Source organism: Yersinia intermedia, from assembly GCF_900635455.1.
Lineage (GTDB): Bacteria > Pseudomonadota > Gammaproteobacteria > Enterobacterales > Enterobacteriaceae > Yersinia > Yersinia intermedia.
The window spans coordinates 1,340,170-1,356,540 of record NZ_LR134116.1; the positions used below are offsets into that span (position 1 = coordinate 1,340,170).

The following is a 16,371-nucleotide window of genomic DNA, read 5'->3' on the forward strand; positions in this document are numbered from 1 at the left end:
ACCGCAGGCAGTAACTCAGAGCATGCTATGAAATTATTGAAATCTGTTCTTCTGATTATTGCCATACAGGCAACATCCGCTCAGGCCGTTGATCTGAATGCCGATCCCAATATGACGGGGGCGGCACCGTTGCCGTCGATTATTTCTGGTCAAAGCCAGCGGTCTTATAACGACAGTCAGTTTGACGATACCCCCCCACCGGTGATCCCGGTGGTGATGAGCCGCATGTTTGGTGCGCAGCTCTTTACTTCGGTCTCTGCGGCGGATAGTGGTTCCAGTATCGGTTTTAATCCAAACTACGTGGTGAGTTTGGGGGATCAGATCCAGGTACGGTTATGGGGAGCATTTAACTTTGAAGGTGCGCTGAGTGTGGACCCGAAAGGTAATATCTTCTTGCCAAACGTTGGCCCGCTGAAAGTGGTTGGCATCCCAAATAGCCAGATAAACAGCGTGGTGACGGCCAAAGTCAAACAGGTCTATCAGTCGAATGTGAATGTCTACGCCTCTTTATTGCAGGCTCAACCGGTCAAGGTGTTTGTCACCGGTTATGTTAATAACCCTGGTTTGTACGGCGGGGTGGCATCTGACTCGTTACTCTCCTATCTCAGTAAAGCCGGTGGCGTCGATACCCAGAGCGGCAGCTATGTGGATATCAGCATCAAACGTGGTAACCGCGTGCGCTCACAGGTTAACTTGTACGATTTTCTCCTCAACGGCAACTTGGGGCTATCACAGTTTTCTGACGGCGATACTATCGTGGTCGGCCCACGCCAACACACTTTCAGTGTGGAAGGCGAAGTGTTCAACAGCTACGACTTTGAATTCCGCAATAGCACTATTCCGGTGAGTGAAGCGCTGAGTTGGGCACGCCCTAAGCCGGGGGCCACCCATATGACCATTATTCGCCAGCAAGGTACGATTAAGCGCAGTGAATACTATCCGCTTAGCTCTGCACCGGGGCGCTCATTACAAGATGGCGATAAGCTGATTATCAGTACGGATCGCTACTCAGGAACCATTCAGGTTCGGATCGAAGGTGCGCATTCTGGCGAGCATGCCATGGTACTGCCCTATGGTGCGACCATGCGTCAGGTTCTGACAAAAATCCGCCCAAATAGCATGTCGCAAATGGACTCGATCCAACTGTATCGCCGCTCGGTCGCGCTGCGTCAGAAAGAGATGCTTGACCTATCACTGCAAAAACTCGAAGAAGCCTCTTTATCTGCACAGTCTTCCACCTCAGAAGAGGCCCGCTTGCGGATGCAAGAAGCACAGCTTATCAGCCGCTTCGTTAACAAAGCCCGCAACGTGGTACCTAAAGGCGAAGTGGTGCTCAATGAAAGCAATCTTGATCAGGTGATTTTGGAAGACGGTGACGTGATTAAGATCCCTGAAAAGACCTCACTGGTCATGATCCATGGCGAAGTGATGTTCCCGAATGCGGTGAGCTGGCAGAAAGGGCTTAGCCCGGATGATTACATCACCAAGGTTGGCGGTTATACGCAAAAAGCCAGTAACACCAAAGTCATTCTGATTAAACAGAATGGTGAAGCGCTGAATGCTGAAGACGTTAAGACGCTGCAACCGGGTGACGAACTGATGGTATTACCGAAGTTTGAATCGAAAAACATCGAAGTAACGCGGGGGATTTCGACCATTCTTTACCAGTTGGCAGTTGCCGCTAAAGTGGTGCTAACACTCTGATGATAGGCATTTTTTCGGCAGGGATCTATCGCATCGAGCATCTGGAAAACTTTCTGGCTGAGCCATGCTGCAAGCTGTCATCGTTGCGATCAATTCCGCCGGGGATAAGTGCGGTGGCGGTGTGGGGCCATCGTCCGAGCGGTGATAAAGCTGTCGCGTTAGCGCGTGCTGCCAGCTTGCCTGTTGTGCGTCTGGAAGACGGCTTCATCCGGTCGCTGGGATTGGGTGTGTCCGGTTGCCCGCCGTTGTCGATGGTGGTGGATACTCAGGGTATCTATTACGACGCCAGTGGTGCCAGTTCACTGGAATCGCTGATTCTTGACCAGGCCGGTAACCAACCACTTTATGCCGACGCCCGAGAGGCAATGCAGTTAATTGTTGATGCTGACTTGTCGAAATATAACCTGGCACCGGCATTCAGCGGCGCGCCAGCGCAAGGTGATGCGGTATTGGTCGTGGACCAGACTTTTGGTGACATGGCTGTTAAGTACGGCAATGCCAGTGCGGCGGACTTTGAGGCTATGTTAGATGCCGCGCTGAATGAAAACCCACAGGCAGAGGTTTGGCTGAAAATTCATCCCGATGTTTTACAGGGTAAGAAAGCAGGCTACTTCAAGGCAATACCAAAAAATCCACGCATCAAGTTGCTGGCAGAAAATGTCAGCCCGCAGTCGTTATTGCGCCAGGTCAGCCGTGTGTATGTGGTGACTTCGCAATATGGTTTTGAAGCGTTGCTGGCGGGCAAATCTGTCACGGTATTTGGTCAGCCTTGGTATTCCGGTTGGGGATTGACTGACGATCGCCACCCACAGGCTGGTGGGTTATCGGCCCGGCGTGGGCAGGCCAGTTTGCTGGATTTATTCAGCGCCGCCTATCTGCGATACAGCCGTTATATCGATCCCTGTAGTGGGCAGTCGGGGACATTATTTGATGTGTTAGACGGCCTGTTGATGCAAAAAAATCATCAGCTACAACGCCAGGGGCAGTTATGGGCACCGGGATTAACACTCTGGAAACGCAGTATTTTTTTACTGTTTTTAAAGACCACACTGAACAACGTCTCTTTCAGAGAACGTAAAACATCGAACACGGCTTGTGTGGTATGGGGCAATAAAGGCGAACAGCGCTGGCAAGCAAAGGCTCAGGCGCAAAACGTGCCGGTATGGCGTATGGAAGATGGGTTTATACGCTCATCGGGGCTGGGTTCTGACTTGCATCCGCCGCTGTCGCTGGTACTGGATAAAAGCGGCATTTACTACGATGCCACCCGGCCGAGTGATCTTGAGTCGTTACTCAATAGCAGCCAGTTAACTGACCTACAGCGAGTGCGGGCCGCAAAACTTCGCCAGCGGTTGGTCAGCGCCAAAATCAGTAAATACAACATTGGCGCGCCATTCAGTCTGCCGCCGCAAGCCAGTGGCAAACGCATTCTGCTGGTATCCGGCCAGGTGGAAGACGATGCATCCATTTTGAGCGGAACAATCAGTATTCGTACCAATAGTGAACTGCTGAAAACGGTGCGCCAGCGTAACCCGGACGCTTTCATTATCTATAAGCCGCACCCGGACGTATTGGTTGGCAACCGGCAAGGGCATATCCCTGCCGCTGATATTGCGCGTTGGGCTAACACTCAGGCGCAGGATGCCGACATCATCCAATGCATTCAGGCTGCGGATGAGTTGCATACTTTGACGTCGCTTTCGGGCTTTGAAGCGCTGTTGCATGGGAAGCAGGTATTTTGCTACGGCATACCTTTTTATGCGGGTTGGGGGCTGACACAGGACGAACATCCAGCACCACGTCGGCAGCGCATATTGACGCTGGATGACTTGGTCTATCAGGCGTTGATCGCTTACCCGACGTATGTTGACCCTCTTCGGCGTGAAGCAATAACCGCAGAACGGGCGTTAGACATATTGGCGACTCAGCCACGTGCCGAAATGCAATTTAGTAAAAGAATATCGGACAGGATTATGCGTAATTATAGAAAACTGCTCATGCTAACTAAAGTAATTATAAATCAGTCTATTAAATAATAATGGTGGCGTGTTTATGCTTACAGATTGCCGTGCACTGACAACACTTCTTGCTGGGAAGAAATACCTGCTGTTACAAGGCCCGATGGGACCTTATTTCAGTGATACCGCTGAGTGGCTCGAATCTCAGGGGTGCGAAGCGATGAACGTGGTATTCAACGGTGGCGACAAGTTTTATTGCCGTAAGCGCGACTATTTGGTGTTCAGGCAGACGCCGAAAGAGTTCCCCACCTGGTTGAAAGATACCTGGCAAGATTACCACTTCGACACTATCTTGTGTTTTGGCGATTGCCGCCCGCTGCATCAGGTTGCCAGGCTTTGGGCGCAGACCAAAGGGGTGCGTTTTCTGGCGTTTGAGGAAGGCTACCTCCGCCCGCATTTTATTACCCTCGAAGAGGGCGGGGTGAATGCGTTTTCCGCCTTGCCACGTAATCCTGATTTCTACCGTAAGTTGCCAGAAATTAAAGCACCGGTCGCCAAAAAATTGACATCATGCTTTAGTCTGCGGGTGCGCCGTTGCATAGGTTATTATCTGGCGGGCTGGTTTTACCGCCACCAATTCCCACAATATCGTCACCATAAATCCTTTTCACCCTGGTATGAAGCCCGTTGCTGGATACGTGCTGCCGCGCGTAAACAGTGGTACCGATTCTTGCAACGAAAAGTGCTGAGCCAACTACAGGGTGAGCTTGACCAGCGCTACCATCTGGTGGTTTTACAGGTCTACAATGATAGCCAGATCCGCAACCACAGCCCATACAACGACGTGCGTGATTACATCAACGACGTAATGTATTCATTTTCAAAAAAAGCCTGTAGTGACCAGTGGTTAGTTATCAAACATCACCCTATGGACAGGGGGCATCGCCTGTACGGGCCATTAATCCGTAAACTCGGTAAGCAATACAACATCAGCGAGCGAGTAAAATATGTACACGATTTGCCGATGCCGGAACTGCTGACTCACGCCAGGGCGGTGGTCACGATTAACAGCACGGCTGGGTTATCAGCCCTTATTCATAACAAGCCGTTGATCGTTATGGGTAACGCGCTGTATGACATGAAAGGGTTAACGTTTCAGGGGCATCTTAATCAATTTTGGCAGTCTGATTTCAAGCCAGATATGAAGTTATTCAAAAAATTCCGGCTATATATACTGAGAAATACCCAGATTAATGCAGTTTATTATGGTGATAACCAGCTTGAACTGATACCTACGGTAAAGACTGAATATAAAGACGAATATTACCGGATCCCGGTTTAGTGAGTTTGAGGAATTAACCAGTTCACAACGACATAAAGGTTTTTATGAGTAAATTATAGGGTGAAGTATAGTCTTAAAATATTAAGTCAATGATTATTGATCACAACAAGTGTGATGTAAAATTAATGGGAGTAGGGGATTTTTAAAAATAACCATCTTTAAATATGCAACTAGTTAATGTGAGTTAGTGTTTAAAACTATAAATGGATAAATAATCATTCTAACAAGAAGAGCAATTTTGAATACTATAATTTCTAAGGTGCTTGTTATGTTGTCAGCATCAAAAAATTCTTATCAAATAAAAGTGTTGAAACTGGTGAAAATAACCTGACACAATAAAATATTAATCAAGTATATAAGTTACTGAGAAGTTTGGAAAATGCAACATTAATAAAAACTAGTAAAATATAATGATAGAGAATTCCCTTAGCGTGATAGATGCTAGAATATCCAAGTCAAACATGGTGTAATGAGATATAGCTTCAAGGAAGCCAGATTATTAATAGTGGCATCTATGAGATATTAGCTAAATATGATGGTGGTAATATTTCCGCAAGACATATCAAGATAAATTTTCTAGGGATATTTACTGGTATGCAACATCAGAAAGTGGAATTGATATTAATAATTGCAGGGCCGCTAGTAGGAGTTAGTTTGACTTATGGGAATATAATAGTGAAGTTAATATGGTGATATTTTATAAAGTGATTTCTTAACGCGAAAAAACAGGCGTTCTAAGTTAATTAAAAACGCCAGGATTTTAAAATGTAGTGAATCCTAATGGCTGTTCATTTAAAAAAGTTAACTTTCTTGAGTTCAGACAGTTCATAACTTAATATTGTTAATATTTCGTTCATTGAGTTTTTTACAACATTATTATGCCGCGTTACAAAATATTCATCATTATGAAAAACCTTCAATATACTATCCCCTCTGCTAGTAATAGAGTTAATTAATGGAGGGATATGGTCTGTATAGGTATCGTCATTATGCGATGTGATAATATATATTCTCTTGGGTGAGTGCATGGAGTTTTTAATTATGTCTTTTAGGTATTCAGAATATATTATTTTTTGACTTTCGGTTGCATCTTTAGGATATATATAAGAAAGATGTTTTTTGAATTTATCGATCCATTTAACTAAGTCGAACTGAGGAACAGCACAAATAACTGCGCCTACATTAATCTCATGACCAAATAATAAAGACGCATAGCCACCTTTGGATAACCCAAATAGAGTCACGTTTTCGGAAAGTATTTTATATTCTTTTATCTTGCTAGTTATAAATTCTACTACGGCCTCCTTTTTTTCAAATCCACCATTTGTACCAAGATAATAATCGCCTACTAATCCTTTATCATCTTTGACATAAATTTTACGACAGTTAAAATATCTTAGCCCAGCCAAAAGAGTATAAGGATATCTTTTAATTGGGTCTTCAGATTTCTCATCGCCTAAAGATTGGAATATTACTAGGAGCTTACTTTCCCCAACACTATTTTCAAATGGATATGGATCTTCAATATAAGTCAATTCAACACTATTACTGCATATAAATAACTTTTCTGAAAAACTCATTTTAAACCCTTATTGACTTAGTTCAATATTTTAATTATTTCATCATCTATTAGTAGTCAGATGAAAGTAAACTATAAGATCAATGGCTATAGTATTTATCAAGAAAGGCTATAAGCTCGAAATGATAGTTGTTATTGTTTTTGAAATCATTTGAGTTGAAATCATTAGCACAGAATGAATGCGGAGCGTTAGAGGTGTTTTTTACGGATAACAGATTTTTATAAAGTGACTTTGCATTGGGTGACCTTATATTAAAATAATAGCTTATATCTAAATGTGGAGTAGAAAGGCCATTGAGATATTGGACATAAGGAACTAAAAAAGTTGCCATATTTAAGTCGATCCTACTCCTAAACTTATTAGATGAGAATTTTTTAATATGGACTTCAAAAAGTTCAAATGTTTTGACATACATGCTCTTTTTCAATGGCACATAAGTATGAGTTAAAGGTTTATCAAATGAAATATTTAGCTTATTTAATAATAAACTGTTGCAATTATTCGAAGCTGTCAATGTTGCTGTCGATACACCTATTTTGTTCATGGTTTCTAAACTTTTACTGCTAATAAATAAACTACATAGTCCATTCGAACGAAAAAAATGAGATGGCATTATAGGCCTAGATACAAAAAAATCATCATTAAAATAAATGAAATTTTCACTTAAATTTGGAATTTTATAAAGATAACTTTCTATTACATGTGAATTAAATGTTGGTAGATATTCATCAGGAATTATTTGCTGATGGTCAATTATTATTACTTTGTCTTTTAATAAATTTGGTATTTCAGGTGTTTGTTTATCAGTGACAATGAATATATTTCTAACCCATGGCATAAAAACAGCCACACTTAATAAAGAATAATATATCTCATTATGGCTCTTAAACCTTGCTTCGTCAGTTGAAAAAAACTCTATATCTGAGTGGCATAGATTAACATGGGCATTTTTATTACCTTGCCATATTTTATCCTCAGAGTTTACCCAAGTGTAAACGATGTCAATTTCAAAGATTGGATTGAAATCTGATAATATAACCTCTTCATTATCTAACAAGATTTCTTCACTAAGGTATTTTATGTTATTCTGGTTGGTTACTATTGGGTATTTTTTTATTAAAATATCACGAAAGAAACAACCTGGATTTAAAAAAAATTTTTTTATTTTTCTCAGATTCATGTGAATTATTCCTACTTAGATAGCTGAGAGTACTGCTTCTCTATTACTAGAGTGTGGGAATAAACTTTCTAGAAATTCGAAATAAAGACTTTCATTAGATGTGCTTTCATCAAAGGTTATTGCTAGAGGGCAACGATTTGAACCATGCACTGATTGTATCCATACGAATTTCTCAATAAATCCATAGTCAAGACGAGCATATTGAATTGGTGACTCTAATATTGAGTTTTGCAACAAAATAGTTCCTGCTATAGGAAGGAATTTGAAAATATATTCATTGCTTGATAGTTTGTTTGTATTTTTCTTATCTAAATAAATCAGGCTAATTGTATTGCAAATACTGATGTTTTCCATTGGGGTAAAATTATAAGACACACCTTCCATTATATTATTTATATCTGAATCAAAATTAATTATTTTATTTTTATTCTTTTTGATATAATTTATTACTTTTCCATTATCACCAATGAAATCGGAATGGTTTATTTTTTTAAGGAAGAAGAAGTTTATATTAATAAATACAAAAACTTCATTTCTATGAGAGTTAGGTAATATTCTTTTTTTGAAAAAATCATCATAATTTTCATACGTAAGAATTTCTTTGTGGGCGATTTTTATATCCTTAGATATATAACTAACACTAGAGAAGTTACCATATTTTTCTATGCTCCTATATTGTAATTTTAGAATGTTATTTTTAATTTTGTATTCTTCTAATATGTTATCAATAATTACCAAATTGACTTTTATTTTTTTTATGTCAACTTTATATCTTTCAACATTCATTTGTACTATTTCTTTATGTTTAGGTTGTGCTTTTTTTATATTTATGCTTTTTTTATTTAGGCGTTTTTCAATGGCATCTTTTAAATACAAATTTGGTGTTTTTATTAGCTTTGATAGCTTGGACATTAGTTGCACTCCTGCAAAAATCTAGTCATTACCTTGGAAATTTCATAGTTATTTAAATACGTATTTCTAGCGTTTATTCCTAGTTTTTCTAATAAAACTTCATCAGTGATTAGTTTTTCTAAACACTCTGAAAAATGCTCTATTGAAAAACATTCTGCGACTAATGAGTTGTATCCATTGACTAAGAACTCTTTTGGCCCATAACCAATATCAAAACTTACTACAGGTTTTGCCATGCTAAAACTTTCAATATACACCATGCCAAAACCTTCCTTGAGTGTTGTCAATGCGCAGAATGAACTATTATAGATCTCTTCATAAACTAATGATGTTGCAGTATGAATTGATATTTGTGATGCCATATCGTTTTCATTTATTAGTGCAATAAGACTATCTTTTTCTTCACCATCACCATAAATATCCACATGCCATAGAGGGTGTTTTTTTGCAATAAGAGAGAATGACTTTATAAGTAAATCAAATTGTTTATCTTTAACAAGTCGCCCAAAAGAAACAATTCTATTGGGTTTGTGGTTAATTAATGCTCTCTGTAGGAGAGGGAGGCGATCTGGTATTCCATTCGGAATGTTGGTTACGTTGTTTATTCCTTTATCTCTATATTCTATATTTTGGAATTTTGTCAAGCCAATCACTTTATTAGCTTTATTATAGTGTTTAAGTATATCATTTTGAATTTCAAGACTATGGGAGCTAAATTCTTTGTGCTCTTGTAATATCAGAGTGTTATTATTATTCGCATATTTTATAATATTAACGCATAGCCCCGGGAAAGAACCGATAATCATTGTGTTATTAATTGTTTTTAATATTTTGTATAGCTTTATATCCGTAAGTAGAGAAAGTCCTTGATATAAGTCTTCTGTCTTTCTAAATAACTTAGATGGAAATTGTGCTAATGAATTCTCCCATTTTGATCTGTATTTTCCTTTACTTCTTACATCATTCAGATATTCAAGTCTTACACTAGGATCAAGGTGTGACTTAGGAGTATAATCTGTTCTGCGTAGCGATATAATTGTTACTTGATAGCCAATTGAAACTAAATAGTTTGCTTGGTTGATTATAGTTTGTACCGTACCACCTATGCCATAAGCATTATAGCAAAAGTAAGTTATTTTTTTTTGTCTATCTTTCAACTGATTATCTAAAATAGTATTTGTTTTATTAAAATTTTCATAGTCATGTCTAACAATTTTAAAGTTTTTTGTTGCTTCGCTTTTTAAAGAAGACCTGATTTTTTTTCTATTAAGTATTTTTTCTAACCCTGAAATACTGTTAACTGTAATTCCCAAAAAGTCACACGGCGAATTTAAATAATGTCCTCTCTCAAATTTATATTCGTCATAATCAAATTGTAAAAATACAACTGGAGTTTTTAATAAATTAAATTCAAAAGCTATGGATGAATAGTCAGTTATACAAAGTGCTGTTTCATTCAAAACAGTATCGAAATTATCTTGTCCAACAAATGCAACATTTCCGTTAAAAATGGTATCAATATTATTTTTCAAATGTAATAATTTTTCATGAAGATAAAATACTATCTTTAAATTTTCATTTTTAGCGTAATTAATAATTCCCTTGCTTTCGAATATTTCTTTAATAAGTTTGATAAATTTATTATCTGCCATTCCATTTATCCATTCATCTCGCCAGGTAAAGAAAAATAGAAGGTTATTCTTTCTAACTTTGCTACTACTTAAATTAGCATGTCTTGATAGTCCACTATTTATTACTCTGCAGTCCAAAAACCCAATATTAGTTATTAATCTTTTTAGTGTTTGCAAATCAGAAAAATCAACATCTCCATTTGAATTATAATAATTTGATAGCAAAGTTATATAGAAAGTCTCTAAGTCTTTTTTGGATGCATTGCTTTTTAAATGTGGGAAATTATATTTTTTTATTATTTTATAAGTATCTACCAAATCTTTTTTTTGTTGTAAAATATTACATACTATTTCTTTCTCGCTACTTAATGATGTATGGAAGAATCTTATCCTTCCATTATAGTGCCCTCTGTGGAAATGTACTCTTTTATAAGTTATAATACCGTGTTGAAGATATACAATCGATGCCCAACCCTTTGATAGTGGCTTGTTTTTGAATGATGGAAATACATCCATATATCCATCGTTTAGTAGCAGATAATCAGCTTTATAAAACTTCGATATGTGTTCTCTACTATCTTTTAGGATGATATTTTTTCCGTGGGATACTAGTTTCACTAAGTCTATATTGTCTTTGGTATATATGTAAAAAGTGTTCTTATATCCTTGATGCATTCTATGTTGAAAATAAGCAAAACCATTATCTCTGGCTTGCTTTCCGCCTTTCTCGCTTATGAGAATTGTTAGATCGCCCAGTGTATTTATTTTCATTTTATATTTTACTTTGTTTTTATTTGTATACTGTAAAATTCAAGTATTTTTACTATGAGATTTAATTTCTCTGAGATTATTTTATCTTTTTAAGATAAATACATTTTGAGTATATTGCTATTATAGATTTTCATCCTTTTTGTACATATCGATAGCTTCCTCGACTGATTCTATAAATTTAACTTTGTTATCACGTCCTATAAATAATGCTACATCACAAAATTCCTTAAGTGAACCGAGGCTATGCGATACCATCAAAAAACTAGCCTCTTCATGACGGGATTTGAATAGCTCCGCACATTTTTGCTTAAAGCGTGCATCACCTACGGCAGTGACCTCGTCCACCAGATAGTAATCAAACTTAAATGCCATGCTCAGGCCAAAACCCAGGCGGGATTTCATGCCGGAAGAGTAGGTTTTGATTGGCATATCAAAGTATTTGCCAAGCTCGGCGAATTCCTCAACAAAGGCTACTTTCTCTCGTAATTCACGGTCTGTTGCATACAGGCGGGCGACAAACTTAACGTTTTCACGCCCGGTTAAACTCCCTTGGAATCCACCCGCCAGCCCTACTGGCCAGGAGATCGTTTTATCGGTAATAACTTTGCCGCTATCAGGCCGATCGATACCACCGATAACCCGTAATAGCGTGGATTTACCGGACCCATTGCGTCCAATCAGGGCCACACTTTTATTAGTAGGGAACTCAACATTTAGATTTTTAAAAACGTAATGGCGGCCAGCCGGGGTACGGTAAGATTTGGTTAGATTTTCAATTCTGATCATGAGGTTAGCATCGCCTCTTCACCGTTACGGTACAGCACTAACCCGACAAACAGACTGACAAGTGCACATAATGTCAGATAACTCAAGCTTACTCCGTCACTGCTATAGCCTGGAACGATGGCTGCACGGCTTAACTCGACCACATGTACTATGGGATTCCACAGCAGATACGGCCAGTACTCTTTGGGAATCGTATGCAGTGAAAACATAATGCAGGAAATAAAGTAGAGCGGTTTTAACAGAATGGGTAGAAACTTCTCGGTTTCGGGGAAGGTCTTTCCTATAACCATAAAAATTAGGCCGATGCCACAGGAAAAAATGATTAGCATTAACCAAACCAGAACCAGTGAAATAAGGTTAACGACTTCAAACTCTTCGCCAAGCAAGCCGACGATCGCCATCAGTAAAACGTAAACTACCGCATAAATCAGTGCTTCTAAAATAGTGCGGGCAATGATGGTGTCTATCGGCCTTACCGGGCGATAGTTAAATAAGCCTTGGTTGGCTTCTATGGCACCAATTGAACGGTTAGTGATGTTACTGAACATAAAAAAGGGGACAATCCCGTTAATCAGAAAAACCGGGAAGGAGATGTCTGGCATGGTGCGCTGCATAATGTAGCCGAAAATGCCTAGCAAAATGAGCATGTGGGCCATAGGTTCTAGCGCCGCCCAAAGATAACCCAGCCGATACTTGCCAAATCTGGTTTTAATTTCCCTCAGAAACAAAGCATTAACGGCAGCTTTTTGTACTTCGAAACCACTACGAGCCATCTGTTGTTGTCCAAAAAGTTAATTTGGTTTGTCCACGCTACCGCCTCTGGTTTACAGCGCCCAGTATGCTGAAAAACAAAAATAGAGTATGGAATACCAATATGGCGAAAATAACTACGCCAAAAGGATAGAAGTATTTATAAGTGTATTATAAAAAATAGATAATACTTGCCATGTGCTGTCTGGATTTTAAACATGTATATCCACACATTACCGCAGGTAATTAGATGTGTAAAGGTTCTTCAGGTTATTGGCTTAATTTTAAGAATGTTATTTGTTATTTATAAGACCATTCTCATGAAAGCAAGAAAAGTCTTATAAATAACCGGTGGCACTCATTGGTATTATATGGCCTGTCTGTTGGGGTGTGATTTATTATATTCTAATAAATGTATGGTTGTTTATTTTATTATTTTATATTTTTTGATTAATAATATCGAGATTGTATTTTTGTTAGTCTATTTAAGGGGGGCATAGCGAATATAGATGATGATAATCCTATGCTTAAGCCCCCCGAATTATTCACTCCCGCTCTAAAGCCCTGATGGGGTCCATTTCGGCGGCCCGTTTGGCGGGGAAAAAACCAAAAATCACCCCAATCAAACTAGAACAAATAAACGCCATCATGATAGAGGTGGTTGAATAAACCATTGAAAAGTTACTGCTGAACTGACTGAATATCAGGCCGATTGCTAGCGATAATATTACCCCCAGGCAACCACCTAGCAGGCACACTAGCACCGCCTCAATCAAAAACTGCTGCATAATATCGCTGGCCCGTGCGCCGACCGCCATCCGCACACCAATTTCTTTGGTGCGCTCGGTGACTGATACCAACATGATATTCATCACCCCAATACCACCTACCACCAATGAAATAACGGCAATCATTGATACCAGCAAAGTCATGGTTGAGGTGGTCTTCTCAATGGTTTGACGGATACTGTCGGTATTCATCACGAAGAAATCCAGTGTCCCGTGACGTTGAGTGAGCAGTTTTGTTACACCTTGCTCAGCATTCGCCAGGTCAATATCATCATTCACCCGCACGGTAATACTCTTTAGATAAGATTGCCCGAGCATGCGCTTCATCGCGGTAGTATAAGGGATCCACACGTTGAGGTTCTCGTCACTACCAAAGCCACTTTGCTTCTTGGCGGCTATACCAATCACGCGGCAGGGCAAGGATCCGAGCAAGATAACTTTACCAATGGGATTTTCACCTTGGGCAAACAGCTTATCGCGGGTGTTTTCATCAATGACGGCTTCTTGCATCAGGCCATCGACACTGGTGCGGTTAAAGGCCATCCCTTGGTTAATACTGTAGCCGCGCACCAAAAAATATTGCTCACCGACCCCATTGACGGTGCCACTGACCGATTTATTGCCATAACGCAGCGTGGTACTGGTAGAAACCGCCGGGGTCACGCTGTGAATATAACCCTGCTGTGCCAGTGCATCGGCATCGGTCGCTCGTAGGGTATGGATCGCCGCTGAGCGCATATCACCAAAGTCCTTGCCGGGGAAAATCTCAAGCGTACTGGTTCCCATCGCGTTGATATTCGCCAAAACCTGTTGCTGCGAGCCTTTGCCTAATGCAACCACCGATACCACTGAGGCAATACCAATAATAATCCCCAGCATGGTCAGTACGGTGCGCAAACGTTGTGCCGCCATCGCCAGTATCGCCATTTTAAACGCCTCTTGTAGGCGGTCACGCTGCGCTTTCCATGCGGTGAGTGGTGGTTTGCTGGTAATGCTTGATTCTTGTTCAACCGTTGCTGTACTTACCGATTCCGCTGATTGCATTTGCCGGTCAGTAATGACTTCACCATCTCTCAATTCGACAATTCGCTGTGCATGTTCTGCAATCGACATATCGTGGGTGACAATCACCACCGTGTGGCCCTGTTGATGTAAGTCTTTCAGGATATTTAAGACGTCATTGCCACTGTGAGTATCAAGTGCCCCGGTGGGTTCGTCGGCCAGAATGACTTCACCGCCGTTCATTAGCGCCCTGGCAATACTGACCCGTTGCTGTTGCCCACCGGAAAGCTGACTGGGACGATAATCCAGCCGCTCGGCCAGACCAAGGCGAGACAACAGGCTGGCGGCGCGTTGCTTGCGCTCTTCTCGATTGATACCGGCGTAAATCGCCGGAATTTCCACATTTGCCTGCGCACTTAAATCATTTAGCAGATGGTAGCGTTGAAAGATAAAGCCAAAATGTTCACGGCGCAGTTCGGCGAGCGCATCGCTGTCCAAATGTCGCGGGATGCGTCCAGCGACCAGATATTCCCCTGAGCTGGGTTTATCCAAACAACCGAGGATATTCATCAGCGTTGATTTGCCGGAGCCTGATGCCCCAACAATCGCCACCATTTCGCCGCTGCAAATGGTTAGATTGATATTTTTCAGTACCTGAACCGTCTGTTCGCCATTTATAAATTCACGGCTGACATTATCAAGCTGAAGTAAGATCTTACTGTGGTTGAGGTCTGGCATCAGTTACATCCCCATCTGCGGCCCCATGCGTTGGGCCTTATTGTTGGTGGTGGTAGTGCTGCCTTGGCTGACGATCACCTGTTCTCCGGCTTGCAAGCCAGAGAGGATCTGCGCATCAACATTATTATTTAATCCAACAGCTACTTCACGCCAGCGGATGCTGCCGTTGTCGCTTACCACTTGAACCTGATACTTTCCTTTCACATTTTCTAATGCGGTCGCTGGGATAACGACGGCGTTCTCGGCTTTGTTGAGCACAATGTAGACCTGCGCGGTCATTGAAATACGTAAAGCGCCGTTCGGGTTAGCAACATCAAACAGGCCGTTATAATAAATGGCAGTGCTGCTGGTGCTGGAACTGGATGATGATGAGGTGGTGGTGGTGGTTTCATCGTTGATCGAATCAGGGGCCGGTTCTATTGCCCGCAGCGTGGCACTGAATCGTTGTTCCGGCTCACCTAAAATGGTGAAGTAAACGGGCATACCCGCTTTGACTTTCACCACATCAGCTTCAGAAATTTGGGCTTCTATCGTCATCGTATCGAGTTGAGCGACTTTGATAATCGTCGGTGCACTTTGTACTGCGTTGACGGTTTGCCCTTCTTCAACTGGGATAGCCACCACGGTGCCGGTGATTGGGGAACTGATTTTGGTGTATCCAAGATTGAGTTTGGCGGTATTGACGGCAATTTCTGCTTGTGCAATCTGGGCATCAAGCGCAGTAATTTCCGCCTGAGTACTTTCTAATGTGGCTTTGGCACTATCAAAATCAGCGCGCACGCCGAGACCTTTGGCCAGAATTTGCTGCTGCCGTTGGTAGGTTAATTGATTGTTTTTCTGCGTTGCCACTTTTGCCGCACGTTGGGCGAGCACATTTTTCAGCGCTTCCTCGGCATCTTTCAGGGCATTCTGCTGAGTTAGGTCATCAATTTCAGCCACTAATTGGCCTTTCTCAACCTGTTGTCCCAGAGTGACATGGAGCGCTTTGATTTGCCCTGAAACCTGAGCACCAACAGTGACTTGCTTTTGTGCTTTGATGGTGCCATCAGCCAGAACAGTTTGTTCCAGAGTGCGAGTTTCTGCGGCGGCGGCAATGTAAGCGGGTTTATCCGCCGGTGAAATCAATCTAAATAGTAGTACGCCGCCCGCTATCAGCAGCAGTACGGCCAGCCCGATAATGCGTCGTTTCGACCTTGTAACCTGTTGCATAATCAATCAAAGATCCTTGA

The 16,371-nt window shown here is 41.1% G+C and carries 11 protein-coding genes; 3 read left to right on the forward strand and 8 right to left on the reverse strand.

The window, feature by feature from the left end:
- The first annotated feature begins 27 nt into the window (after window positions 1-27).
- The 3 genes from EL015_RS06230 to EL015_RS06240 are packed head-to-tail and all read left to right on the forward strand — an operon-like array spanning window position 28 to window position 5,004.
- The gene (locus EL015_RS06230) at window positions 28-1,704 is read left to right on the forward strand and encodes a polysaccharide biosynthesis/export family protein (protein ID WP_032905966.1); all 1,677 of its coding nucleotides are present in this window, start codon (window positions 28-30) and stop codon (window positions 1,702-1,704) included.
- Window positions 1,704-3,740, forward strand: a complete 2,037-nt coding sequence (locus EL015_RS06235; protein WP_005183782.1) for a capsular polysaccharide biosynthesis protein — start codon at window positions 1,704-1,706, stop codon at window positions 3,738-3,740. The genes EL015_RS06230 and EL015_RS06235 overlap by 1 nt, the downstream gene beginning before the upstream one ends.
- A 16-nt stretch (window positions 3,741-3,756) precedes the next feature.
- Window positions 3,757-5,004, forward strand: coding sequence for a capsule biosynthesis protein (locus tag EL015_RS06240; protein ID WP_005183781.1), 1,248 nt, complete (start codon window positions 3,757-3,759; stop codon window positions 5,002-5,004).
- Window positions 5,005-5,792: 788 nt separating this feature from the next.
- Here EL015_RS06240 and EL015_RS06245 read toward each other — a convergent pair.
- The 8 genes from EL015_RS06245 to EL015_RS06280 form a co-directional block, all read right to left on the reverse strand.
- A complete protein-coding gene (locus EL015_RS06245) occupies window positions 5,793-6,584 on the reverse strand; it encodes a hypothetical protein (protein ID WP_005183780.1) in 792 nt (263 codons plus the stop codon).
- A gap of 79 nt (window positions 6,585-6,663) precedes the next feature.
- Window positions 6,664-7,764 (reverse strand): Capsular polysaccharide phosphotransferase, encoded by a 1,101-nt coding sequence (locus EL015_RS06250; protein WP_005183779.1) that lies wholly within the window; start codon window positions 7,762-7,764, stop codon window positions 6,664-6,666.
- Window positions 7,765-7,779: 15 nt separating this feature from the next.
- Complete coding sequence (locus tag EL015_RS06255) at window positions 7,780-8,676, reverse strand: hypothetical protein (protein ID WP_032905965.1); 897 nt, start codon at window positions 8,674-8,676, stop codon at window positions 7,780-7,782.
- Window positions 8,676-11,078 (reverse strand): glycosyltransferase, encoded by a 2,403-nt coding sequence (locus EL015_RS06260; protein WP_005183777.1) that lies wholly within the window; start codon window positions 11,076-11,078, stop codon window positions 8,676-8,678. Before EL015_RS06260 ends, EL015_RS06255 begins: the two co-directional genes overlap by 1 nt.
- A gap of 120 nt (window positions 11,079-11,198) precedes the next feature.
- Window positions 11,199-11,864 (reverse strand): ABC transporter ATP-binding protein, encoded by a 666-nt coding sequence (locus tag EL015_RS06265; RefSeq protein WP_032905964.1) that lies wholly within the window; start codon window positions 11,862-11,864, stop codon window positions 11,199-11,201.
- Window positions 11,861-12,637: an ABC transporter permease gene (locus EL015_RS06270; RefSeq protein ID WP_005183775.1), complete on the reverse strand. Its 777-nt coding sequence runs from the start codon at window positions 12,635-12,637 to the stop codon at window positions 11,861-11,863. The genes EL015_RS06265 and EL015_RS06270 overlap by 4 nt, the downstream gene beginning before the upstream one ends.
- A 522-nt stretch (window positions 12,638-13,159) precedes the next feature.
- A complete protein-coding gene (locus EL015_RS06275; RefSeq protein WP_005183773.1) occupies window positions 13,160-15,142 on the reverse strand; it encodes a MacB family efflux pump subunit in 1,983 nt (660 codons plus the stop codon).
- A gap of 3 nt (window positions 15,143-15,145) precedes the next feature.
- The gene (locus EL015_RS06280) at window positions 15,146-16,351 is read right to left on the reverse strand and encodes an efflux RND transporter periplasmic adaptor subunit (RefSeq protein ID WP_032905963.1); all 1,206 of its coding nucleotides are present in this window, start codon (window positions 16,349-16,351) and stop codon (window positions 15,146-15,148) included.
- Window positions 16,352-16,371 lie beyond the last annotated feature (20 nt).